Genomic DNA, 25,044 nt, shown 5'->3' with positions numbered 1-25,044 from the left:
CGCCGTGCCATCATCGAGCTTCGATCGACCAGTGAAGTCCTAGTTGGGAGGGCGCGTGGCGATGGAGGCCAGCCCTCGCGACACCGCACAGGACGCGGAGCACGACACCGCGCATGAGCAGCAGGAACCGCAGGACCAGCAGGATCTGGTCGGCGACCGGCTGAGCCCGGACGGGCCCGACGAGATCCCCGGCGGCGTGACCGCCGACGGTCCGGGCCCCGGCGAGATGTCCCCGGAGCCCGAGGTCGAGGTCGAGCTGCGTCCGCAGCGCCGACTGCGCATCTGGCAGCTGGCGCCCATCGTGACGCTGGCCGCGATCGGCTCGCTGATGTTCGCCTTCCCGCTGGCCTTCGAGTTCGGCGACGGCGGCGCGGTGGTCGCCATGCTCGGCCTGCTGATCTGCTCCTGCGCGGCAGGCTGGGGCATGATGGCCGCCCGCCGGGTCGGCTCCACCTGGCCGGGGTTCCCGCAGCGTGGCTCCGGCCGCCGCCCGGACTGGCGGGTCGTGATCGCGTACGCCGTGGTGGTCGCGGCGGTGGCGGTGCTCGCCGTGTTGCGGGTCGCCCGCCTGCGCTGAGCGCTGGTTGGCCTCGGCCGTTGGCCTGGTCCCTCGGTCGCGCTGAGCCCCGGGCGCCGTATCCGGGACGCCGGACCAGGGCTGGTCCGCTCCCCGGACCGCAGCGGTCCGCTGTCGTACCGACCCCGTACGATCGAGGAATGAGCACGCGGATCGCCTTCCTCAAGGGCCACGGGACCGAGAACGACTTCGTGATCGTCCCGGACCCGGAGAACGCCATCGACCTGCCCCCGGCCGCCGTGGCCGCCCTGTGCGACCGTCGCGCGGGCATCGGCGGCGACGGTCTGCTGCACGTCGTACGGTCCGCCGCGCACCCCGAGGCCCGGAAGATGGCCGCCGAGGCGGAGTGGTTCATGGACTACCGCAACGGCGACGGCTCGACCGTGGAGATGTGCGGCAACGGAGTGCGTGTGTTCGCCCGCTACCTCCAGCGCGCCGGGTATGTGGGCGAAGGGGACATCGCGGTCGCCACGCGCGGGGGCGTGAAGAAGGTGCACCTCGCCAAGGACGGTGACGTGACCGTCGGCATGGGTCGTGCGGTCCTCCCCGAAGGGGATGTCACCGTGAGCGTCGGCGAGCGCAGCTGGCCCGCGCGGAACGTGAACATGGGCAATCCGCACGCGGTGGCCTTCGTGGACGACCTCGCGCAGGCGGGCAACCTGTACACCGCGCCGCCGTTCAGCCCGGCGTCGGCGTACCCGACGGGGGTGAATGTCGAGTTCGTGGTCGACCGCGGCCCCCGACACGTTGCGCTGCGCGTCCATGAGCGCGGCGTAGGCGAGACCCGCTCGTGCGGCACGGGCGCGTGCGCCGTGGCCGTTGCCACCGCCCGCCGCGACGGTGCGGACCCGGCCGTGACCGGGACCCCGGCGACATACACCGTCGATGTGCCCGGCGGACGTCTCGTGATCACCGAGCGCCCGGACGGCGAGATCGAGATGACGGGCCCCGCGGTGATCGTCGCCGAGGGCGAGATCGACGCCGACTGGCTGGCAGCCCTGCGCGGCTGAGCGCCGGACCGCTCGTGGCGATGCGCTTTCCGAGTCCGTAGCGATCTGCTGCCGTGCGCCCTCAGAAGCGCGTGGCAAGCGCATCCGCACCATCCGCGCTTTCGAATCGATCGAAACCGTAAACCCCCGGACCGTCGCTCGAATGGGTGATCCGTTTCACGCTCGGCGAGAGGCGGTCAGCCGGGCGTGGTGGGCTCGGTAGCATCAAGCACCGGCCCGGACGGGGGATCGACGCCATCCCCTGAGCCGTGTTCGCCCTGGGGCACCCCGTCCGCCGGTCTACGCAGCCGGAGGTGCCCATGAGTGCGGAGGCCACGAATCCCGCGACGCCAGGCCCTGCAACGCCCGGATCGCTCCGCAGGAAGAGCCGCCCCCGGATCGATCTGCGCCGCCTGGGCCGGGCCGCGCTGCTCGGCCCCGCGGCCCGCGACCGGCTGCCCGACGCGATCGGCCATGTGGCCGAGGCCCACCGCGCCCACCATCCCGACGCGGCCCTCGAACCGCTGCGCAGGGCGTACGTCCTCGCGGAGTCCTCGCACCGCGGCCAGATGCGCAAGAGCGGTGAGCCCTACATCACCCACCCGCTCGCCGTGACCCTGATCCTCGCCGAACTCGGCGCCGAGACCACGACGTTGACCGCCTCACTGCTCCACGACACCGTCGAGGACACGGAGGTGACGCTCGATCAGGTGCGGGAGCAGTTCGGCGACGAGGTCTGCTACCTGGTCGACGGCGTCACCAAGCTGGAAAAGGTCGACTACGGAGCGGCCGCCGAGCCGGAGACGTTCCGCAAGATGCTCGTCGCCACCGGCAACGACGTCCGCGTGATGTCGATCAAACTCGCCGACCGGCTGCACAACATGCGCACCCTCGGAGTGATGCGTCCCGAGAAACAGGAACGCATCGCCAAGATCACCAGGGACTTCCTGATCCCGCTCGCCGAACGGCTCGGCGTGCAGGCACTCAAGACCGAGCTGGAGGACCTGGTCTTCGCGATCCTGCACCCCGAGGAGTACGAGCACACCAGGGAGCTGATCGTCGACAACGCGGCGCGCGGTGCCGACCCGCTCGCGGAGATCGCGGAGGACGTCCGCGCGGTGCTGCGCGAGGCGGGACTGCAGGCCGAAGTCCTCATAAGGCCACGGCACTTCGTCTCCGTGCACCGTGTGTCGCGCAAGCGCGGGCAGCTGCGCGGCGCCGACTTCGGCCGCCTCCTGGTGCTCGTGAACGAGGACGCCGACTGCTACGGAGTCCTCGGCGAGCTGCACACCTGTCTCACCCCGGTGGTCTCGGAGTTCAAGGACTTCATCGCCGTACCCAAGTTCAACCTGTACCAGTCGCTGCACACGGCCGTCGCCCGCGCGGACGGCGAGGTCGCCGAAGTCCTCATCCGCACCCACCAGATGCACAAGGTCGCCGAGGCCGGAGTCATCGCGCTCGGCAATCCCTACACCCCCGGCGCCGACGACCCGGTCGACGGCGAGCGCGCCGACCCCACCCGGCCCGGCTGGCTCTCCCGCCTCCTCGACTGGCAGGAATCGGCCCCCGACACCGACACGTTCTGGTCGACCCTGCGCGAGGACCTCGCCCAGGACCGCGAGATCACCGTGTTCCGTGCGGACGGCGGCTCCCTGGGCCTTCCGGAGGGCGCCAGTTGCGTGGACGCCGCGTACGCGCAGTACGGCGAGGACGCGCACGCCTGCATCGGCGCACGCGTCAACGGCCGCCTGGCGACGCTGAGTACGGTCCTGAGGGACGGCGACACCGTTCAGCTGCTCATGGGCCAGGACCCGGCCTCCGAGCCCTCCAGGGAGTGGCTGGAGCACGCCCAGACGCCCGGGGCCCGGATCGCCATCCAACGCTGGCTCGCCGCGCACCCCTCGGCCGGCGACGAGCAGCACGAGGAAGGCCCCGCCGCGGCACCCCGGCCGTCCGCGTCCGCCGACGCTCCCGCCGGTGCCGCGCGCTCCGGTGGGGCCAACGCCGTGGTCGATCAGCCCGGCGCGTCCGTACGGCTCGCGGGCTGTTGTACGCCGGTGCCGCCCGACGAGGTCACCGGCTTCGCCGTACGGGGAGGCGTGGTGACCGTCCACCGTGTCGAGTGCGCCGCGGTGGAGCGCATGAAAGGCGTGGGGCGCGCGGAGGTCAGCGTGCGCTGGGGGGACACCACCGCGTGCCGGGTCACGCTGGTCGCCGAGTCCTTCGGGCGCCCGCATCTGCTCGCCGACCTCACCGAGGCCATCGCTCTCGAGGGCGTCGCGATCGTCTCGGCGACCGTGGAACCCCCCAGCCAGCAGCGCGTACGCCATACGTACACGCTCCAACTCCTGGACGCGGCCCACCTGCCCGCGCTGATGCGAGCGATGCGGAACGTGCCGGGCGTGTACGACGTGAGCCGCGCGCAGCACCACGTGGCAGCCGCGCAGTAACGCGCCCGCGCGCCCCCTGCCGACCCCGTTCGGGTGTGCCGGTCGCGCGGCGTCGCCGTACGGCGGGTGCGCGCTGGTAGCCGTGGTGCATGCTGCTCACCCCCCGCCCCAGGACCGCAGGCTCCAGGGCCCCCGGATCCGGAACCACCGGCCCCAGGACCCGCCGCTTCAAGGCGGCGCTGCTCGCCTCGGCCGTCTCCGTCTGTCTGATCGCCGCGAGCGCCCCCTCACCGGCCGTGCCGCTCGGCGTCGGCGACCGACTCTTCCCGCACCTGGGCAATCCCGGGTACGACGTGACGTCGTACGACCTCGACTTCACCTATTCCGGCTCGAACAGAAAGCCGCTCGCGGCCGTCACCACCATCGACGCCCGGGCGACGGCCTGGCTGGAGCGGATCAACCTCGACTTCGCGCACGGCACCGTGGACTCGGTGGAGGTCAATGGTGCGCCCGCCTCGTTCACCGGCGCGGGTGACGACCTGGTGGTCACTCCGGAGAAGCCGCTGCCCCCGGGAGGGGCGCTGCGGATCACCGTGCGCCACACCAGCGACCCCGTCTCCGCCGAAGGCCAGGACGGGGGCTGGGTGCAGACCAAGGACGGGCTCGCGATGGCCAACCAGGCCGACGCCGCACACCTGGTCTTCCCGTGCAACGACCACCCCTCCGACAAGGCGATGTTCACGATCCGGGTCACCGCACCCAACGCGTACACCGCCGTCGCCAACGGTCTGCCCGCAGGAGTGGACCGGTCCGGCCGGTCCACCACCTGGACGTACCGCACCGAGCACCCCATGGCCACCGAGCTGGCCCAGGTCTCCATCGGCCGCTCCACCGTGCTGCACCGCGACGGGCCGCACGGCCTGCCCGTGCGTGACGTCGTGCCCACCAAGGACCGCAAGATCCTGGAACCGTGGCTCAAGAAGACCCCCGACCAGATCGCCTGGCTGGAGGGCAAGGTCGGCCCGTACCCCTTCGAGACGTACGGGCTGCTGATGGCCGAGGCGACGACCGGCTTCGAGCTGGAGACGCAGACCCTCTCTCTCTTCGAGAGAGACCTGTTCACCGAACCCGCGTATCCGAAGTGGTACGTCGAGTCGATCATGGTGCACGAACTGTCGCACCAGTGGTTCGGCGACAGCGTCAGCCCGCGCACCTGGTCCGACCTGTGGCTCAACGAGGGACACGCCACCTGGTACGAGGAGCTGTACGCCGAGGAGACGGCGCACAAGCCCATGGAGAAGCGCATGAAGGCGGCCTACGGAGCCTCCGACTCATGGCGCGCCTCGGGCGGCCCGCCCGCGATGCCCAAGGGGCCCGCAGCCGGCCAGAAGATCAGCATCTTCCGGCCGAACGTCTACGACGGCAGCGCGCTCTTCCTCTACGCGCTGCGCCAGGAGATCGGACGCGCCGCCTTCGAGCGCCTGGAGCGCACCTGGGTCGGCCTGCACCGCGACGGGGTCGCCTCGACGGCGGACTTCGAGCACCTGGCGTCCGGCATCGAAGGCCGCGATCTGAGCGGGTTCTTCCAGGACTGGCTGTACGGCAGGAAGACCCCGCCGATGCCCGGGCACCCGGACTGGAAGAGCGACGCTCCTCAGGCGCGCCGGGTCACCCGATAACTCGCGTGACGAGACGAGGCGTGCCGTGCGACCATCGTCAGGTCGGCGGCACGGCCCGTGAGGGTTGACCCGGCGGAATCCGGGAATCTCCCCGTGGCCCCGGACGTTCTACTTCCTGACGGATGCCTCCGTCACGACATCGCTGTTCCTATCGACGTAAGGATCCAATGACCTCCTCTTCTTCCCCTTCCCAGGACGCGCAGAGCACCTTCGCGCACAGTTACCCCGAAGGTCTTCGGGCCGATGCCCTGATGGAAGAGGACGTCGCCTGGAGCCACGAGATCGACGGAGAGCGGGACGGCGACCAGTTCGACCGCTCCGAGCGCGCGGCCCTGCGCCGTGTGGCGGGCCTCTCCACCGAACTCGAGGACGTCACCGAGGTCGAGTACCGACAGCTCCGTCTGGAGCGTGTGGTGCTCGTCGGCGTGTGGACCTCGGGGACCATCACCGACGCCGACAACTCGCTGGCCGAGCTGGCCGCCCTCGCGGAGACCGCGGGTGCGCTCGTGCTCGACGGCGTGGTCCAGCGCCGGGACAAGCCGGACGCGGCCACGTACATCGGCTCGGGCAAGGCCATCGAGTTGCGGGACATCGTCGTCGAGACCGGCGCCGACACCGTGATCTGCGACGGTGAGCTCAGCCCCGGCCAGCTGATCCAGCTCGAAGACGTCGTCAAGGTCAAGGTCATCGACCGTACGGCCCTGATCCTCGACATCTTCGCCCAGCACGCCAAGTCCCGAGAGGGCAAGGCGCAGGTCGCGCTCGCGCAGATGCAGTACATGCTGCCGAGGCTGCGAGGCTGGGGTCAGTCGCTGTCCCGTCAGATGGGCGGCGGCAAGGGCGGCGGCCTCGCGACCCGTGGTCCCGGTGAGACCAAGATCGAGACGGACCGGCGTCGTATCCGCGAGAAGATGGCGAAGATGCGCCGGGAGATCGCGGACATGAAGACCGGCCGCGAGATCAAGCGCCAGGAGCGCCGCAGGAACAAGGTGCCCTCGGTCGCCATCGCCGGCTACACCAACGCCGGAAAGTCCTCGCTGCTCAACCGCCTCACGGGCGCGGGCGTGCTCGTCGAGAACGCCCTGTTCGCGACCCTCGACCCGACGGTGCGCCGGGCCGAGACCCCGAGCGGCCGGCTGTACACGCTGGTGGACACGGTCGGTTTTGTCCGGCACCTGCCGCACCACCTGGTCGAGGCGTTCCGCTCCACGATGGAGGAGGTCGGCGACGCCGATCTGATCCTGCACGTGGTGGACGGTTCGCACCCGGCTCCGGAGGAGCAGCTGGCCGCCGTGCGCGAGGTGATCAGAGACGTCGGCGCCACCGGCGTACCCGAGATCGTCGTGATCAACAAGGCGGACGCGGCCGACCCGCTGGTGCTCCAGCGGCTGATGCGGAACGAGAAGCGCTCCATCGCCGTCTCGGCCCGCACCGGTCTGAACATCGACGAGCTGCTCGCGCTCATCGACAGCGAGCTGCCGCGCCCCTCGGTCGAGATCGAGGCGCTCGTGCCGTACACGCACGGCGGGCTGGTGGCGCGCACCCACACCGAGGGTGAGGTGATCTCCGAGGAGCACACCCCGGAGGGCACCCTGCTCAAGGCGCGGGTGCACGAGGAACTGGCGGCGGATCTCGCGCCGTACGTCCCGGCGCCGCTCGCCTGAGCGACGGTCCGCCAGGACCGCGGCATATGGCCTGTACGGCGAAGGCCCGCTCCCTCATCCGAGGGGCGGGCCTTCGTCATGCGTGCGCGCGGAGCCAGGGCCGGGCGGCGTACCCGCGACGCCTACTGGCCGCCGTACTGCTCGCTCATGTTGTCGTAGAGCGACTCGGCGCCCTTGCCCAGCTGCGGTCCCGCGAGCCAGGTGTTGTCCGTCGGGCCGATCGACGTGTTCGAGACGAGCTTCGTCGCCCCGTCGACGACACGGAACCAGCCGCCGCCGGACGAGCCACCGGTCATCGTGCAGCCGATGCGGTACATCGTCGGCAGGGTCGCGTCCAGCGAGAACCTGCCGGGCCGGTCGACGCACTTGAACATGCTGAGACCGTTGTACGGCGGTGCGGCCGGGTAGCCCCAGGCGCCCATCGTGCTGACGTCTGTCGCGGACGGCGCCGAGAAGTCCACGGCAAGCGCGTTGCCGACCGTCTCCTCCAGGGACTTCGTGCCCTGCTCGGGCTTCACGTGCAGCACGGCGTAGTCGTACGGGGCGCCCGCGCCGCCCGTCTCGTCGCCGCCGGCGATCCACTGGTCGGAGGTGGCGGCCCAGTCGGCCCACCACTGGCCGTAGGGGGCGACCTCCGTCGCCGTCGCGTCGCCCAGCTCCGCCTCGGACTTGCCGAGGTCGTTGTAGGACGGGACGAAGGCGATGTTGCGGTACCAGCCGCCGCTGCCGCCCGCGTGCACACAGTGGCCCGCGGTCCACACGAGGTTGGACTTGCCCGGATGGTTCACGTCCTTGACGACCGTGCCGGAGCAGACCATCGAGCCCTCGGGGGAGTCGAAGAAGACCTTCCCGACGGGGGCGGCGTTCTCGTGGTACGGCGTCTTCTCCGCCTCGGCGTCGACCGGCTCGGGATCCGGGTCGCTGATGCCCTGGTCGGCCGACGCGTCCTTCGCCGTGATCGTCTTGTTCGGGTCCTTGGCGGATTTCATCCGCTCGGGCTTCCAGAGCCCCTCGATCACCGGGTTGACGAAGTCCTTGGCCTCACTGAGCCATTTGTCCTTGTCCCAGTTCTTCCAGCCGCCGTCCGCCCACTTGTCGACATCGATGCCGTGCTCCTTGAGCTTGTCGGCGATGTCGCTGGGAATCTCGATCTTGTCCTTGCCCTTGCCGGACGAGGAGGTGGACGCGGCGGTGCCGGGCTTGTCGCTCGGCTTGTCGTCACCTGAGTTGCAGGCCGTGGCGGTGAGCGCCAAGGCCGCGACGAGAGCCGTGGCGGCGAGAGCGGAGCGCCTGCCGCGCCGTCGCGTGGCGGGCGTAGGTAGGGAACGCATACGGATGTAACCCCCGTTGGAGCGGTGTGTCATGTGCTGCCGGGCGCGGAAGCGGCTCCCGGAGGAACCACTCGACATCACACCGCACCGCGCCCCGCAACCGGGGACGAACGGCGGTGGGTCGGTGCGGAATTCCGCACGCCACCCACCACCGCCCGTCCGAACCCTGTTACGCCCGCCGCGTCACTGACCGGCGAACTTCTTGCTCACCGAGTTGTAGATCCCCTTGGCCACAGGGCCCAGGTGCGGGCCGGCCAGCCAGCCCGAACTGACCGGGCCGATCGACGTGTTGGACACCAGCGCGGGCTTGCCGTCCGCCCCCGTCGACACCCAGCCGCCGCCGGACGAACCGCCGGTCATGCTGCAGCCGATGCGGTACATCGTGGGGTCCGCCTTGGCGATGGACAACCGGCCCGGCTTGTCCGTGCACTGGTACAGCTTCTGTCCGTCGAAGGGCGCCGCCGCCGGGTAGCCGGTCGCCGTGATGCTCGACACCTTCGGCACGGCCGGAGCGTTGAAGTTCACCGGGAGCGCCGAACCGACGGTCTCCTCCAGGGACTTGCCGCTGCTGCCCTTCTCCGGCGTCACATGCAGCACCGCGAAGTCGTACGACGCGCCCTGGCCGCCCGTCGAACCGCCCTGCTCGATCCACTGGTCCGAAGTCTGCGCCCAGTCGCTCCACCAGACGCCGTACGGGGCGACCTCCGCCTTGGTGGCCTTCTGCAGAGCGGCGGCCGTCCTGCCGTCGTTGTTGTACGAGGGCACGAAGGCGATGTTGCGGTACCAGCCGCCCTTCTTGCCGGCGTGCACGCAGTGGCCCGCGGTCCACACCAGGTTGGACTTGCCCGGGTGCGCCGGGTCCTCGACGACCGTCGCCGAGCAGACCATCGTGCCCTCGGGGGAGTCGAAGAAGACCTTGCCGGCCTCGGCCGCGTTCGCGTGGTACGCGGTCTTCACGGCCTGCGCGGCCACGGACGCCGGGGTCGGGTCGGTGACGCCCTGGTCACCGGAGAGGTCGCTGTCGTCGACGCCCTTGTCCTTGTCGGGGTCGTCGGCTCCGCGCATCCGGTCCGGGTTCCACAGCCCCTTGATGATGGGGTTGATGTAGTCGTCGGCCTCGCGCAGCCAGTCGCTCTTGTCCCAGTTCTTCCAGGCGCCGTCCTTCCACTTGTCGATGTCGATCCCGTGCTCTTTGAGCTTGTTCTTGATGTCGTCCGGGATCTTGATCTTGCCGTCGTCCTGGGACGCGGACGCCGACGAGCCCGGCTCGCCACCCGCTTTGTCGTCACCGGAGTTGCAGGCGGTCGCGGTGAGCGCCAGCGCCGCGGTGAGGCCGACGGCGGCCAGCACGGGGGAGGTTCTGCGACGCGCGCTCCTCCCTTGGCGAGCGGCGAAGCGCGGGCGTATGGATCGCATCTGGGATTCCCCCTGGGCGTAAGTGAACTCGGCGCTGCCGCAGCAGTTCTGTGACCGTGGGTGCCGGTCGGCCGGTGATCATTCGGTATCGCTGAACGGCATCAAAGACTATGCGGTCGCTGTGGGGGACTTCCGACGGAACGGCAACGGTTCCGTCACGGCAAGGATCTTCGGTGCACCCGCTTCCCCGCGCGCGCCGCGTCGTTGGTACGTACGGGGGACCAGACGCATGCGTTCAGCGTGGGTCCAGCACCCCTGCCAACTCGCCTCGGGACAGCGGGAGGACCTGTAGTCGTGGCATTGACGGAGTCTGCGGTGGTGCCGGTGGGGCGGGAGCCGGATGACGGGCACGAGGGGGCGCGTGAGAGCGGTCCCGAGCGGGCGCGCGTGGCGCACGAGGGGATCCTGCGGCGCCAGTCGGCGCGCGAGTCGGCGGCTCGCACCTACGCGCGCGCCCTGCCGATCGTCCCCGTGCGGGCGCGCGGACTGACGATCGAGGGCGCCGACGGCCGCCGCTACCTCGACTGCCTTTCCGGCGCGGGCACCCTGGCGCTCGGGCACAACCACCCGGTGGTGCTGGAGGCGATCAGAAAGGTCCTCGACTCGGGCGCTCCGTTGCACGTCCTCGACCTCGCCACCCCCGTCAAGGACGCCTTCACCACCGAGTTGTTCCGCACGCTCCCGCCGGAGTTCGCCGAGCGCGCGCGGGTGCAGTTCTGCGGTCCGGCCGGGACGGACGCGGTCGAGGCCGCCTTCAAGCTGGTGCGCGCGGCGACCGGGCGCAGCGGGATGCTCGCGTTCACCGGCGCGTACCACGGGATGACCGCGGGGGCGCTCGAAGCATCCGGGGGAGCACCCGACGTACGCGTCACACGCCTGCCGTTTCCGCAGGACTACCGCTGCCCGTACGGCATCGGAGGCGACCGGGGTGCCGAACTCGCCGCACGCTGGACCGAGTCCGTGCTCGACGACACCAAGTCGGGCGTGCCGCACCCAGCCGGGATGATCCTCGAACCCGTCCAGGGCGAGGGCGGCGTGATTCCGGCCCCCGACGGCTGGATGCGCCGGATGCGTGAGATCACCGCGTCGCGGTCCGTCCCCCTGATCGCGGACGAGGTCCAGACGGGGGTCGGCCGGACCGGCACCTTCTGGGCCGTGGAACACAGCGGGATCATGCCGGACGTGATGGTCATGTCCAAGGCCATCGGCGGCAGTCTGCCGCTGGCCGTCGTCGTCTACCGCGAAGACCTCGACGTCTGGGAACCCGGCGCCCACGCGGGCACGTTCCGGGGCAACCAACTCGCCATGGCCGCGGGTACGGCGACTCTGGCGTACGTCCGGGAGAACCGGCTCGCCGAGCGTGCCGGGGCGCTGGGTGATCGCATGCTCGCCCAACTCCGGCATCTGGCCGCCGAGTTCCCCTGCATCGGCGACGTACGGGGCCGTGGGTTGATGATCGGCGTCGAGCTCGTGGACCCGGAGGGGACTGCAGACCCCACCGGCGACGGACCCCGGCCCGCCGCGCCCGAACAGGCCGCCGCCGTCCAGCGGGAGTGCCTCAAGCGCGGGCTCATCGTGGAACTGGGCGGGCGCCACGCGAGCGTGGTGCGCCTGCTCCCGCCGTTGACGATCAGCGACGAGCAGGCGAGCGCGGTCCTCGACCGCCTGGCGGACGCGGTCGCGGCAGCGGCCAGCGGCGCCGTGGGCGCCGGGCACGGCGCATGAGCGCGTAGGCCGGGCGCGGGGAAGGCGGTGATGGGGCGTGGTGTCGTGCTGTGGGTCGACGGCGTGCGGGGATGTCCCGGGGGCGTCCGCGTTTCGGGACGGCGAAGTGCCCGGGGAGCCGAACCGCCAGGTCCCGCGGTGCCGGGGAGCGGGATCCGCTGCTCCGGAGTGCCCGGCCGCCAGGACGCCCGGATATCGGCCGCGCCACAGCGCCCCGAGCTTCACAGGGGACGACCCGCTCCGCCCGCGAACCCAGCCGATCAGGAACGCCAGAGGCAGCACGCACACCAGAGCCACCCGGGTTCGTCGCCGTACGAGCCTGAACGACGTCACGAGGAACGCACTTGAACGCCACTCCCGCACCCGACGGCCGTCCCCACACCCACGAGCCGGCGGCCGGCGGCACACAGGCCCCGCTCGCGCCGACGGCCGAACCGGTCGTCCCCCGGCAGAAGGGAGGGGCGGGCGAGGCCGAACGGCTGCGCGGCTGCACGGCCGACCTGTTGGAACACCCCGACGCGCAGACCGCTGCCCAGGCGGCGGGCGTCGAGAACCTGCTGCGCTGCTGGGTACGGGAGAACGACCTCGCGGCCCCCGACGACGGCACCCTGCGCATCCCCCTCCCCGCCAGCGGCACGGCCCTGCTGGCGCCGGTCCACTACTGGTCCCCGACCGGCTGGCACCGCTTCGGCCTCCCCTACCTTGCCGACGCTCCCGACGGGGCGCCCCCCGCCGACGCGGTCACGGTGGCCGCGCTGCTCGCCCGGCAGGCCGCGTGGGCCACAGCCACGGCCGGACGGGGAGCGCCGTCCGCCGCGGCCCGCGCCGGAACCGCGAGCCGCCCGGAACTCCGGACGCCGCACAGCCCCGCCGACGACGGCGGGGACCTCGTCGGTCGCGTGGCCGACTCCGTCCGCCGCACCGCCCTGTTCATCCGCGACCGGCGGGAACACCCCGCCGACGAGGCCGACCTCTTCCTCGCCGCCGAGCAGGCGCTCGTGCTCGGCCACCCGCAGCACCCCACGCCGAAGAGCCGCGAGGGACTCTCCGAAGCCGAAGCCCGTCTGTACTCACCCGAGTTGCGAGGCTCCTTCCCCCTGCACTGGATGGCGGTCGCCCCGTCCGTGCTGGCGGCCGACTCGGCGTGGACGGAACGCGGCCGCCCCGTCGCCGCGGAACAGCTCACCGCACGGCTGGCGGGCGCCGGGCTTCCGCTGCCCGACGGATACGCCGCCCTGCCACTGCATCCCTGGCAGATGGGCGAAGCCCTGCACCGCCCCGAAGTCGCGGCCCTGCTCGACGCCGGGCTGCTGCACAACCTCGGCCCGCACGGCGCCCCCTGGCACCCCACCTCCTCCGTTCGCACCGTCCACCGCACGGGCGCCCCCGCGATGCTGAAGCTGTCGCTGGGCCTGCGCATCACCAACTCCCGCCGCGAGAACCTCCGCAAGGAACTCCACCGGGGCGTGGAGGTCCACCGTCTGTTGCGCGGCGGCCTGTTCAAGCAGTGGCAGGCCGCCCACCCGGGCTTCGACATCGTCCGCGACCCGGCCTGGCTCGCCGTCGACGGCCCGGACGCCAAGCCCCTGCCCGGCCTCGACGTGATGATCCGCCACAACCCGTTCGGCCCGACGGACGACGTCACGTGCGTCGCGGGACTCGTCTCGCCCCGTCCGCACGCCCAGCCCGGCGTACGGGACCGGAGTCAGGACCGGCCGGTCATGCGGTCCCGGCTCGCCGAGATCGTCACCCGCCTCGCCGGATGCACCGGCCGTCCCCGCGGCGCCGTCGCCACCGAGTGGTTCCTGCGCTACCTGGAGCAGGTCGTACGCCCTGTGCTCTGGCTCGACAGCGAGGCCGGGATCGCCCTGGAAGCCCACCAGCAGAACACCCTGCTCCTGCTGGACGCCGAGGGCTGGCCCACGGGCGGCCGCTACCGCGACAACCAGGGCTACTACTTCCGCGCCTCCCGCCGCGCGGAACTCGACTCCCGGCTGCCCGGCATCGGCGAACACAGCGACACCTTCGTCTCCGACGAGGTCACCGACGAACGGTTCGCCTACTACCTCGCCATCAACAACGTGCTCGGTCTAGTCGGCGCGTTCGGCTCCCAGCGCCTCGCCGACGAACGGTTGCTGCTGGCCGCCTTCCGCCGCTTCCTCGCCGATGTCGCCACCGGCCCGGCACGGCTGCGCACGTCGCTGCCCGCCCGCCTGCTCGACTCACCCGTCCTGCGCTGCAAGGCCAACCTGCTGACCCGGTTGCACGGTCTCGATGAACTCGTCGGCCCGGTCGACACCCAGTCCGTCTACGTCACCATCGCCAACCCCCTTCATTCCTGAGGAACATGACCCACCCCGTCTTCTGAGAGGAGCGTCGCCGTGTCTCCCACCGATGCGAGCACCGACGCCGGTACCGCCCCTGCCACCGACCTCGGCACCGACACGGGCCTCGGCCCGGGCACGGACTGCGAGGAAACGCTGGACCTGCGCCTGCCCGACGAGCTCATCGCGCTCTTCGCGGAAGCGGAGGAAGCGGGGGCAGACGCCGAGGGCGTGGGCGAACAGGGCGCACTGACGGGCGCGGCGGACTCTTTTCAGTTCACAAGAGACTCCCCTCAGCTCACAACGGACTCCGTCCCGCTCACACCGACCGACGCTCAGCTCGCTCCCGCCGACGCTCCTCTCACCCCTGCTGCTCCTCTCACCCCTACCGGGGACCCCGCCGCTTCCGGCGGCGGCGATCTGCTCGACAGCGTCGGTGACTGGGGCCCCACGGCCACCCCCGTAGGCGTCTTCCGCCTCGTCCCCGTACGCATCGGACGCGATCTCCCGCTCATCGCGCGCTGGATGAACGACCCCGCCGTCGCGGCGTTCTGGGAGCTCGCGGGGCCCGAGTCGGTGGTGGAGGAGCATCTGTGCGGGCAGCTCGACGGGGACGGACGCAGCGTCCCCTGCCTGGGCGTGCTGGACGGCACGCCGATGAGCTACTGGGAGATCTACCGCGCGGACCTCGACCTCCTCGCCCGCCACTACCCCGCCCGACCGCACGACACCGGAATCCACCTCCTCATCGGTGGTGTCGCCGACCGAGGGCGCGGACTGGGCTCCGCCCTGCTCCGAGCCGTCGCCGACCTCGTCCTCGACAAGCGCCCCACCTGCGCACGCGTCGTCGCGGAACCCGACCTTCGCAACACCCCCTCCGTCTCCGCCTTCCTGAGCGCCGGCTTCCGGTTCTCCACCGAGGTCGACCTGCCCGACAAGAAGGCAGCCCTCATGGTCCGAGACCGGGCCCTGCGCGATCTGTTGTAGCGCCGTCACAATCTGTAACTCCGATCGTCCCGATCCGGTTCCCCGTCGAGGAGTCCCTCCGTGCCGAATCCATCCGCCACCCCGGCCTCCGGGGAGCCGCCCGCTCTCTACGACCCACCTGAGCTGCGCGAAGAGCGATGGGAGCAGGCCGGCCGCCGACTGCTCGCCAAGATGATCGGCGAGTTCGCGTACGAGGAGATCATTCAGCCGGAGCCGGAGCCGGAGCCGGAGCCGGAGCGAGAGCGAGAGCGAGAGCGGGGGCGGGGGCAGGATCTGGGGCCGGGGCCCGCCGCCTCATCGGCAGGCGCGCAGCCGGACGGCTCCCCGGCCTCCCGCCCGTACACCCTCCGCCTCGACGCCGGAGGCAACCTCGCCTTCCGGGCCCGCCGTACCGCGTACGACAGCTGGCGCGTGGACCCCGCGTCGCTCACCCTCACCGAGCCCGGCGAAGAGCCGCGTCCCTTCACCGATCCGATCGGCTTCCTGACCCGGGCCCGCGGCACGCTGGGGCTGGACGGAGCGACGCTCGGTCACCTCATCCGCGAGCTGAGCACCACGCTCGCCGCGGACACCCGGCTCGACGGCACCGCGCTTCCCGCGGCCAGGCTCGCCGACCTCGGCTACGCGGAACTGGAAGGCCATCAGAGCGGCCACCCCTGGATCGTGCTCAACAAGGGCCGTCTCGGATTATCCGCGAAGGACATCGCCGGCTGGGCGCCGGAGGCGCGCAGAGCGACGGCCCTGCCCTGGATCGCCGTACACACCACGCTCGCCACCTACCGCGGTGTCCGGGGCCTCGACACGGCCGACGACCTCTACGCGCGCGAACTCGCTCCGTCGGCGAAGGAGTCCTTCGACGAGGTGCTCCGTGCGCGGGGCCTGGCACCGGAGTCGTACCTCTACCTGCCCGTGCATCCCTGGCAGTGGGACGACGTCGTCCTGCCGCTCTTCGCGCCCTCCGTGGCGGCGGGTGCGATCGTGCCGCTGCACTCGGACGGCGATCTGCGCCTGCCCCAGCAGTCGATCCGCACCTTCCTCAACACCTCGCGTCCTGACCGGCACACGGTGAAGCTGCCGCTCTCCATCCTCAACACGTTGGTGTGGCGCGGGCTCCCGACGGAGCGGACGCTCGCGGCCCCGGCCGTCACCGCCTGGATGCAGGCTCTGCGCGAAGCGGACCCCTTCCTGCGCGACACCTGCGCGGTGATCCTGCTCGGCGAGGTCGCCTCCATCGCCGTAGGACACCCCGTGTACGACGAACTGCCCGAAGTGCCCTATCAGTACAAGGAGTTGCTGGGAGCGATCTGGCGGGAGCCGGTCTCCCGGCATCTGGCACCCGGCGAACGCGCCCGCACGCTCGCCGCGCTTCTGCACACCGACCCCGACGGCCGCGCCTTCACGGCCGAGCTGGTCGCCCGCTCGGCGCTCGCGCCCAGGGCCTGGCTGCGGCGGCTCTTCGCCGCGCTGCTCCCGCCGCTGCTCCACTTCCTCTATCGGTACGGAACTGTGTTCAGCCCACATGGAGAGAACGCGATCGTTGTCTTCGACGACCATGACGTGCCCGTACGGCTCGCAGTGAAGGACTTCGTGGACGACGTCAATGTGAGCGCGGATCCGCTCCCCGAGCACGACTCGATGCCGGAGGAGGTACGGAACGTACTCCTCGCCGAGCCGCCCGCGTTTCTGACGCAGTTCATCCATTCCGGGCTCTTCGTAGGCGTCTTCCGCTATCTCGCGCCCCTGTGCGAGGAACAGCTGGGCGTCGCGGAGGCCGAATTCTGGACGCTCGTCCGCTCGGAGATCGTCCGACACCAGGCGCGCTTCCCCGAGCTCAAGGAGCGTTACGAGACGTTCGACCTGCTCACTCCCCGTATCGAGCGCCTCTGTCTGAACCGAAACCGGTTGCACCTCGACGGCTACCGGGACCGCCCCGAGCGCCCGCACGCCGCCGTGCACGGCACCGTACCGAACCCCCTTCACCAGCCTTGATCACACCGGACGCAGACGTCTTGATCACATCCCCGGCCCCCGCCTTGATCGCCCGATTGTCAGTCCCGACCCGTAGGGTGGTCGGGCTATGACGAAGCCCTCACTCCCTGAACTCCTGCATGCTGCCGTCACTGCCGTCGGCGGTACGGAGCGCCCCGGCCAGGTGACCATGGCCGAAGCCGTCGAGGCCGCCATCGACGACACCTCGCATCTGCTGATCCAGGCCGGCACCGGCACCGGAAAGTCCCTCGGCTATCTGGTGCCCGCCCTCGCGCACGGGGAGCGCGTGGTCGTGGCAACGGCCACCCTGGCGCTGCAGCGGCAGCTCGTGGAGCGGGACCTCCCGCGCACGGTCGACGCGCTGCATCCGCTGCTGCGCCGCCGCCCCGATTTCGCGATGCTCAAGGGCCGGTCGAACTATCTGTGCCTGCACCGGCTGCACGAGGGTGTGCCGCAGGATGAGGAGGAGGGGCTCTTCGACCAGTTCGAGGCGGCCGCCCCCACCAGCAAGCTCGGCCAGGACCTGCTGCGACTGCGGGACTGGTCGGACGAGACGGAGACCGGTGACCGCGACGACCTCACCCCGGGCGTGTCCGACCGTGCCTGGGCCCAGGTGTCGGTGTCGTCCCGGGAGTGCCTGGGCGCCACGAAATGCGCCTACGGAGCGGAGTGCTTCGCCGAGATGGCCCGCGAGCGCGCCAAGCTCGCCGAGGTCGTCGTCACCAACCACGCGCTGCTCGCGATCGACGCGATCGAGGGCGCGCCGGTCCTCCCGCAGCACGAAGTGCTGATCGTCGACGAGGCGCACGAGCTGGTTTCCCGTGTCACCGGCGTCGCGACCGGCGAGCTCACCCCCGGCCAGGTCAACCGCGCCGTGCGCCGGGCCGCCAAGCTCGTCAACGAGAAGGCGGCCGACCAGCTGCAGACGGCCGCCGAGGGCTTCGAGCGGGTCATGGAGCTGGCCCTGCCCGGCCGCCTGGAGGAGGTCCCGGAGGACCTCGGGTACGCGTTGATGGCGCTGCGTGACGCCGCCCGTACGGTGATCTCCGCGATCGGCGCCACCCGCGACAAGTCCGTCCAGGACGAGGACGCGGTCCGCAAGCAGGCTCTCGCCTCGGTGGAGTCGGTGCACGACGTGGCGGAGCGGATCAGCAACGGCTCCGAGTGGGACGTCGTCTGGTACGAGCGGCACGACCGCTTCGGGGCCTCGCTGCGGGTCGCTCCCATGTCGGTGTCGGGGCTCCTGAGGGAGAAGCTCTTCACGGACCGCTCCGTCGTCCTGACCTCCGCGACGCTGAAGCTCGGCGGCGACTTCAACGGAGTGGGGGCGTCCCTGGGACTCGCCCCCGAGGGCACGGAGGGCGACGACCTGCCGCAGTGGAAGGGCCTCGACGTCGGCTCACCCTTCGACTATCCCCGGCAGGGCATTCTCTACGTGGCCAAGCATCTGTCCCGCCCCGCGCGGGACGGCGACCGCACGGACATGCTGGATGAGCTCACCGAGCTGATCCAGTCGGCCGGCGGGCGCACGCTCGGCCTCTTCTCCTCCATGCGAGCGGCTCAGCTCGCCGCCGAGGAACTGCGCAGCCGCATCCCGGAGTTCCCGATCCTCCTCCAGGGCGAGGAGACGCTCGGCGAGCTGATCAAGAACTTCGCGGCCGACCCGAAGACCTGTCTCTTCGGCACGCTGTCGCTCTGGCAGGGCGTGGACGTCCCGGGCGCCAGCTGCCAGCTCGTCGTCATGGACAAGATTCCCTTCCCACGCCCCGACGACCCGTTGATGAGCGCACGCCAGAAGGCGGTCGAGGACGCGGGGGGCAACGGCTTCATGGCCGTCGCCGCCACTCACGCGGCACTCCTGATGGCCCAGGGCGCCGGCCGCCTCGTACGGGCGATGGGAGACCGTGGTGTCGTGGCGGTGCTGGACCAGCGGCTCGCCACGGCCCGCTATGGCAGCTATCTGAAGGCGTCCCTGCCCGACTTCTGGTACACGACGGACCGCAACCAGGTACGGCGATCGCTCTCCGCGATCGACGAGGCGGCACGCAAGACGGAGGCAGGCAACACGGAGGCCGCGGCAGAGGTGCCGACGGCAGCGGAAGAGGCAGAGGTAGATGTAGTGGCAGGGGAGACGGTGGAGGGGTAGAGGAGGCGGTGGTGGAGGAGGCGCCCTCCACCACCACCCCTTGGTCCCCGGCCAGAGAACGCACAGGGCCCCGGAACCGGCGCAGTTGGTTCCGGGGCCCGGTCTGGGGCGGACAGGAGCCCGCCGCGGGCTGTCAGATCCGCCGGAGCACCGCGACGACCTTGCCGAGGATGGTGGCTTCGTCGCCGGGGATGGGCTGGTACGCGGAGTTGTGCGGAAGCAGCCACACGTGGCCGTCCTCGCGCTTGAAGCGCTTGACCGTGGCCTCGCCCTCCAGCATCGCGGCCACGATGTCGCCGTTCTCGGCGACCGGCTGGCGGCGGACCGTCACCCAGTCCCCGTCGCAGATCGCGGCCTCGATCATCGAGTCACCGACGACCTTCAGGACGAACAGCTCGCCGTCGCCGACCAGCTGGCGGGGGAGCGGGAAGACGTCCTCGACCGACTCCTCGGCGAGGATCGGGCCACCGGCGGCGATCCGGCCCACGAGCGGGACGTACGACGCGGCGGGTTTGCCCGCCGTGTCCGTGGGCTGCGCGGAGGACTGGTCGCTGCCGCGGACCTCGTACGCGCGCGGGCGGTGCGGGTCGCGGCGCAGGAAGCCCTTGCGCTCCAGTGCCATCAGCTGGTGTGCGACCGAGGAGGTGCTGGAGAGGCCCACGGCCTGTCCGATCTCCCGCATCGACGGCGGGTAGCCCCGCCGCTGCACGGAGTCCCTGATGACCTCGATCACCCGGCGTTGCCGGTCGGTGAGTCCGGTGCTGTCGGCCCGGATGCCTGGAGGTCGGCCGGGCAGGGAGCGCTTGGGCCCCTCGTGATTCATGGCTGCTTCGTTCATCGCATGCACCGGCTCGAGTCGGCCCTGGGAGCGGTCCTGGGCAGTGATGGTGGCGCTGTCTGCGGTGGTGGTCACGTCGGCCCCTCTCGGTGGTCTCCCTGCTGGACAACGGTAGTTGCTTTCGAAAGGTTGCGCCAAACACACGTTCGAGTGAAAAACCGTGGATTGACTGACGTGATCATGCGTCTGGGTGTATAGCTGGCGATTCGCCCGACGGGACAAAAGGGCCGATTGCTGTACTCTTCACCGCCGGAACGATGGCCTTGTGGGCCTACGCGGGTGAAGGCCAGTCTGCCATCAGCCACCCGGTCAACCGGGGACCGGCCCCCTCTCGTGCGGCGTCCACCGTATCCCCGTACGCCATGGAACGGGTATGGCCGCATGGCACATGCCAATCCCGGTGCGACACGCGTGTCGTGGGAGGATTTCCGGGTCGATCCCCACATGTAGTGGTTGGATTGCAACAGCAGCCCAGAAGTTGTGGTCCCCCTGTCCTCCAGGGCCTCGGCCATCGCCTATGCTGGGGGCTGCTTCGAGGGGCCCAAGGGGCCTTCCGAGGCTAATGAGTCGTGCTGTGAAGGAGGGTTGGAGCCATGCACTGCCCCTTCTGCAGGCACCCTGACAGCCGCGTCGTCGACAGTCGTACGACGGATGACGGCACGTCGATCCGCAGGCGCCGCCAGTGCCCCGACTGCTCCCGTCGTTTCACGACGGTGGAGACGTGCTCGCTGATGGTGGTCAAGCGGTCCGGCGTCACCGAACCGTTCAGTCGTACCAAGGTCATCAACGGCGTCCGCAAGGCGTGCCAGGGGCGGCCTGTCACCGAAGACGCGCTCGCTCAGCTCGGCCAGCGGGTCGAGGAAGCGGTGCGTGCCACCGGAAGCGCCGAACTGACCACCCACGACGTGGGACTGGCCATACTCGGCCCGTTGCAGGAACTCGACCTCGTCGCCTATCTGCGGTTCGCGTCCGTGTACCGGGCGTTCGACTCGCTCGATGATTTCGAGGCCGCCATCGCGGAACTCAGGGAAGAGACGGGGCGGCGTGCCGCCGTGGACGACGAGGACCACGAACACGCTGTCGCGGAGCGCCCGGAAAGCGACCGCGGGTCCGGAGAGACCGCTCAGGTCCCCGTGCCCGCCAGCGCCGCCGACTGACCGGCGGGCCGGCCCGGACGAAACCGTCCGGCCCCGGTCGACCGGCGGCGACCCAAGACCTGCTGCGAGAGGCCGCTTTTTGCGGCTCGCGCAGTACCAGACACACACCGTGCCACGGGAAGAACGTGGCACTTCAGGGCGTTTTAGCCTGATACAGGGAGGCGGCATGACAGAGACGGCGAGCGGTCCGGCACGAGGTTCCCGCGCGAAGAGCGGAGCCAAGGCCAGCAAGGGACTGCGCATCGAGCGCATCCACACCACCCCTGGCGTGCATCCGTACGACGAGGTGGAGTGGGAGCGCCGTGACGTCGTCATGACCAACTGGCGCGACGGCTCGGTCAATTTCGAGCAGCGTGGCGTCGAGTTCCCCGGCTTCTGGTCGGTGAACGCGGTCAACATCGTCACCAGCAAGTACTTCCGCGGTGCCGTCGGCACCCCGCAGCGCGAGGTGAGCCTCAAGCAGCTCATCGACCGCATCGTGAAGACGTACCGGAAGGCCGGCGAGGACTACAAGTACTTCGCTTCGCCCGCTGACGCCGAGATCTTCGAGCACGAGCTGGCGTACGCCCTCCTGCACCAGATCTTCAGCTTCAACAGCCCCGTCTGGTTCAACGTCGGGACGCCGCAGCCCCAGCAGGTCTCCGCCTGCTTCATCCTGTCCGTCGACGACTCCATGGAGTCGATCCTCGACTGGTACAAGGAAGAGGGCATGATCTTCAAGGGCGGCTCCGGCGCCGGCCTGAACCTCTCCCGTATCCGCTCCTCCAAGGAGCTGCTCTCCTCCGGCGGCAACGCCTCGGGTCCCGTCTCCTTCATGCGCGGTGCCGACGCCTCCGCGGGAACGATCAAGTCGGGTGGCGCCACGCGCCGCGCCGCCAAGATGGTCATTCTCGACGTCGACCACCCCGACATCGAGGACTTCATCGAGACCAAGGTCAAGGAAGAGGAGAAGATCCGCGCCCTGCGTGACGCGGGCTTCGACATGGACCTGGGCGGCGACGACATCACGTCCGTCCAGTACCAGAACGCCAACAACTCGGTCCGCGTGAACGACACGTTCATGAAGGCGGTCGAGGAGGGCGGCAAGTTCGGCCTGACGTCCCGCATGACCGGCGAGGTCATCGAGGAGGTCGACGCCAAGTCGCTCTTCCGCAAGATGGCCGAGGCCGCCTGGGCCTGCGCCGACCCTGGCATTCAGTACGACGACACGATCAACCAGTGGCACACGTGCCCGGAGTCCGGCCGCATCAACGGCTCGAACCCGTGCAGCGAGTACATGCACCTGGACAACACGTCCTGCAACCTCGCCTCGCTGAACCTGATGAAGTTCCTCAAGGACGACGGCCTCGGCCACCAGTCCTTCGACGCGGAGCGCTTCTCGAAGGTCGTCGAGCTCGTCATCACCGCGATGGACATCTCCATCTGCTTCGCGGACTTCCCGACCCAGAAGATCGGCGAGAACACCCGCGCCTTCCGCCAGCTCGGCATCGGCTACGCCAACCTCGGCGCCCTGCTGATGGCGACCGGCCACGCGTACGACTCCGACGGTGGCCGCTCCCTCGCCGGTGCCATCACCTCGCTGATGACGGGTACGTCGTACAAGCGATCCGCCGAACTCGCCGCGGTCGTCGGCCCGTACGACGGGTACGCCCGCAACGCGCAGCCGCACCTGCGTGTGATGAAGCAGCACTCCGACGCCAACGGCGTGGCCCCCCGCGTGGACGACCTGGACACGCCGATCTGGGCCGCAGCCACCGAGGCCTGGCAGGACGTGCTCCGCCTCGGTGAGAAGAACGGTTTCCGTAACTCTCAGGCGTCCGTCATCGCCCCGACCGGCACCATCGGTCTCGCGATGTCCTGCGACACCACCGGTCTTGAGCCCGACCTCGCGCTGGTCAAGTTCAAGAAGCTGGTCGGCGGCGGCTCGATGCAGATCGTCAACGGCACCGTCCCGCAGGCCCTGCGCCGCCTGGGCTACCAGGAGGAGCAGATCGAGGCGATCGTCGCCCACATCGCCGAGAACGGCAATGTGATCGACGCCCCCGGCCTCAAGCACGCGCACTACGAGGTCTTCGACTGCGCCATGGGCGAGCGCTCCATCTCCGCGATGGGCCACGTCCGCATGATGGCCGCGATCCAGCCGTGGATCTCCGGCGCGCTGTCCAAGACGGTCAACCTGCCGGAGACGGCGACCGTCGAGGACGTCGAAGAGGTCTACTTCGAGGCGTGGAAGATGGGCGTCAAGGCGCTCGCGATCTACCGCGACAACTGCAAGGTCGGCCAGCCCCTCTCCGCGAAGACCAAGGAGAAGGAGAAGGTCGAGGTCACCGAGAAGGCCGAGGCGGAGATCCGCAAGGCCGTCGAGAAGGTCGTCGAGTACCGCCCGGTCCGCAAGCGCCTCCCCAAGGGCCGTCCCGGCATCACGACGTCCTTCACGGTCGGCGGCGCCGAGGGTTACATGACCGCCAACTCCTACCCGGACGACGGTCTCGGCGAGGTCTTCCTGAAGATGTCGAAGCAGGGCTCGACCCTCGCGGGCATGATGGACGCCTTCTCGATCGCCGTGTCGGTGGGTCTGCAGTACGGCGTGCCTCTGGAGACGTACGTCTCGAAGTTCACGAACATGCGCTTCGAGCCGGCCGGCATGACGGACGACCCGGACGTGCGGATGGCGCAGTCGATCGTCGACTACATCTTCCGCCGTCTCGCGCTGGACTTCCTGCCCTTCGAGACGCGCTCCGCGCTCGGCATCCACTCCGCCGAGGAGCGCCAGCGTCACCTGGAGACCGGTTCGTACGAGCCCTCCATGGACGACGAGGACGTCGACGTCGAGGGTCTGGCCCAGTCCGCACCCCGTGCGCAGGAACTGAAGGCCGTGGCCACGCCGAAGGCCGAGGTCGAGGTGGCCAAGCCCGCCCCGATGCAGGCACACACCAGCGCCGAGCTGGTGGAGATGCAGCTGGGCATCCAGGCGGACGCCCCGCTGTGCTTCTCCTGCGGCACGAAGATGCAGCGGGCCGGGTCCTGCTACATCTGCGAGGGCTGCGGCTCGACCAGCGGTTGCAGCTGATCTGAAGCCTTGAAGGGCGGTACGGCCGGTGGCCGTACCGCCCTTCGGCGTTTGTGCGCCCGCTCATCAGGCATGTCGGCGGCGGCCCCCTACAGGGGGCGGTCGGAAACCGGTTCCTGTAGAGGGCGGTCAGGCGTCGGGAGTGCCGCCCATGACCGCGGCGAAGGACGCCGGCTCCGCGTCGTAGCCGTGGATGCCCGGGAAGAACGACCACTCCCCGGAGGCGTCGCGCCGGAACTCCCCGACGGTCGCCGCCGTCGATCCCAGCACCGTGCCGAAGTCGTCCTCTGCCAGCACGGTGTAGCCCTCGCGCAGGCGCACACCGGGGTTGAGCACACCGACGAACGTCTTGCGTCCGGAGCGCTGCTGTATGACGACACCGACCACCACGCGCGCGTACCGGCTGTCGAGACGGTCGAGCTCCAGGGTCATGACCTCGTCCCAGCCGAAGCCCTTGCCGTCCTTGCTGTCCCGGTTGAGATAGATGGTGCCGTCCGGGGAGCGGCTGTCGAAGTGCACTACGTAGGCGGGATCTCCGTAGGGCGCGTCGGCGAGGTAGGTCGCGGCGATGATGTCGAGATCGGTGGCCGCCTGGCCCGGGGGACTCGGGTCCCACTTCGCCGCGACCTCGACCTTGCGGATCCCCTTGTTGAGGCCGTTCACCAGATCTTCCCTCCCGTTGTTCATCCACTTGCCACCCCAACTGCCGTGCAGTCAAGGGCGGTTGCCCATCGTGTCACGCACGCCGGGGCGCTCGCGCGG

The 25,044-nt window shown here is 70.3% G+C and carries 16 protein-coding genes; 12 read left to right on the top strand and 4 right to left on the bottom strand.

Annotated features, from left to right (window positions below):
- The first annotated feature begins 61 nt into the window (after nt 1-61).
- From AB5J56_RS12850 to hflX, 5 genes are all read left to right on the top strand, one after another.
- Nucleotides 62-577, top strand: a complete 516-nt coding sequence (locus AB5J56_RS12850) for a hypothetical protein (RefSeq protein ID WP_369232839.1) — start codon at nt 62-64, stop codon at nt 575-577.
- 140 nt (nt 578-717) lie between these two features.
- Nucleotides 718-1,587, top strand: a complete 870-nt coding sequence (gene dapF / locus AB5J56_RS12845; RefSeq protein ID WP_369232838.1) for a diaminopimelate epimerase — start codon at nt 718-720, stop codon at nt 1,585-1,587.
- 299 nt (nt 1,588-1,886) lie between these two features.
- The gene (locus tag AB5J56_RS12840) at nt 1,887-4,016 is read left to right on the top strand and encodes a bifunctional (p)ppGpp synthetase/guanosine-3',5'-bis(diphosphate) 3'-pyrophosphohydrolase (RefSeq protein WP_369232837.1); all 2,130 of its coding nucleotides are present in this window, start codon (nt 1,887-1,889) and stop codon (nt 4,014-4,016) included.
- An 89-nt stretch (nt 4,017-4,105) separates the two neighbouring features.
- Nucleotides 4,106-5,635, top strand: coding sequence for a M1 family metallopeptidase (locus AB5J56_RS12835; protein WP_369232836.1), 1,530 nt, complete (start codon nt 4,106-4,108; stop codon nt 5,633-5,635).
- A 167-nt stretch (nt 5,636-5,802) separates the two neighbouring features.
- Nucleotides 5,803-7,299: a GTPase HflX gene (hflX, locus tag AB5J56_RS12830; RefSeq protein WP_369232835.1), complete on the top strand. Its 1,497-nt coding sequence runs from the start codon at nt 5,803-5,805 to the stop codon at nt 7,297-7,299.
- 122 nt (nt 7,300-7,421) lie between these two features.
- On the opposite strand, the gene AB5J56_RS12825 is transcribed toward hflX, so the two are convergent.
- Together AB5J56_RS12825 and AB5J56_RS12820 are read right to left on the bottom strand one after the other, a co-directional pair.
- Complete coding sequence (locus AB5J56_RS12825; protein WP_369232834.1) at nt 7,422-8,630, bottom strand: serine protease; 1,209 nt, start codon at nt 8,628-8,630, stop codon at nt 7,422-7,424.
- Between the two features lie 183 nt (nt 8,631-8,813).
- Nucleotides 8,814-10,046 (bottom strand): serine protease, encoded by a 1,233-nt coding sequence (locus tag AB5J56_RS12820; protein ID WP_369232833.1) that lies wholly within the window; start codon nt 10,044-10,046, stop codon nt 8,814-8,816.
- A gap of 387 nt (nt 10,047-10,433) precedes the next feature.
- Between AB5J56_RS12820 and AB5J56_RS12815 the strand changes: the two genes are divergently transcribed.
- The 5 genes from AB5J56_RS12815 to AB5J56_RS12795 all read left to right on the top strand — a co-directional run bounded on the left by AB5J56_RS12815 (nt 10,434) and on the right by AB5J56_RS12795 (nt 19,217).
- A complete protein-coding gene (locus tag AB5J56_RS12815; protein ID WP_369242522.1) occupies nt 10,434-11,771 on the top strand; it encodes a diaminobutyrate--2-oxoglutarate transaminase family protein in 1,338 nt (445 codons plus the stop codon).
- Nucleotides 11,772-12,115: 344 nt separating this feature from the next.
- Nucleotides 12,116-14,113 carry an IucA/IucC family siderophore biosynthesis protein gene (locus AB5J56_RS12810; protein ID WP_369232832.1) on the top strand — a complete coding sequence of 666 codons (1,998 nt, stop codon included), beginning with the start codon at nt 12,116-12,118 and terminating at the stop codon, nt 14,111-14,113.
- A gap of 39 nt (nt 14,114-14,152) precedes the next feature.
- Nucleotides 14,153-15,082: a GNAT family N-acetyltransferase gene (locus AB5J56_RS12805; protein WP_369232831.1), complete on the top strand. Its 930-nt coding sequence runs from the start codon at nt 14,153-14,155 to the stop codon at nt 15,080-15,082.
- A 60-nt stretch (nt 15,083-15,142) separates the two neighbouring features.
- The gene (locus tag AB5J56_RS12800) at nt 15,143-17,071 is read left to right on the top strand and encodes an IucA/IucC family siderophore biosynthesis protein (protein WP_369232830.1); all 1,929 of its coding nucleotides are present in this window, start codon (nt 15,143-15,145) and stop codon (nt 17,069-17,071) included.
- An 88-nt stretch (nt 17,072-17,159) separates the two neighbouring features.
- The gene (locus AB5J56_RS12795) at nt 17,160-19,217 is read left to right on the top strand and encodes an ATP-dependent DNA helicase (RefSeq protein WP_369232829.1); all 2,058 of its coding nucleotides are present in this window, start codon (nt 17,160-17,162) and stop codon (nt 19,215-19,217) included.
- 133 nt (nt 19,218-19,350) lie between these two features.
- On the opposite strand, the gene lexA is transcribed toward AB5J56_RS12795, so the two are convergent.
- Nucleotides 19,351-20,130 carry a transcriptional repressor LexA gene (lexA, locus tag AB5J56_RS12790; protein WP_369232828.1) on the bottom strand — a complete coding sequence of 260 codons (780 nt, stop codon included), beginning with the start codon at nt 20,128-20,130 and terminating at the stop codon, nt 19,351-19,353.
- A 518-nt stretch (nt 20,131-20,648) separates the two neighbouring features.
- On the opposite strand from lexA, the gene nrdR reads away from it, so the two are divergent.
- Together nrdR and AB5J56_RS12780 are read left to right on the top strand one after the other, a co-directional pair.
- Entirely contained in the window at nt 20,649-21,212 is a 564-nt protein-coding gene (nrdR, locus tag AB5J56_RS12785) for a transcriptional regulator NrdR (protein WP_369232827.1), read from the top strand.
- A gap of 166 nt (nt 21,213-21,378) precedes the next feature.
- The gene (locus tag AB5J56_RS12780) at nt 21,379-24,282 is read left to right on the top strand and encodes a vitamin B12-dependent ribonucleotide reductase (protein ID WP_369232826.1); all 2,904 of its coding nucleotides are present in this window, start codon (nt 21,379-21,381) and stop codon (nt 24,280-24,282) included.
- 129 nt (nt 24,283-24,411) lie between these two features.
- Here AB5J56_RS12780 and AB5J56_RS12775 read toward each other — a convergent pair whose 3' ends face one another.
- On the bottom strand, nt 24,412-24,945 hold the full coding sequence (locus tag AB5J56_RS12775) for a TerD family protein (RefSeq protein ID WP_369242520.1): 534 nt from the start codon (nt 24,943-24,945) through the stop codon (nt 24,412-24,414).
- Between the last annotated feature and the right edge of the window lie 99 nt (nt 24,946-25,044).

The organism is Streptomyces sp. R21, from assembly GCF_041051975.1.
GTDB lineage: Bacteria > Actinomycetota > Actinomycetes > Streptomycetales > Streptomycetaceae > Streptomyces.
This window is presented reverse-complemented; position numbering and strand designations above follow the sequence as displayed.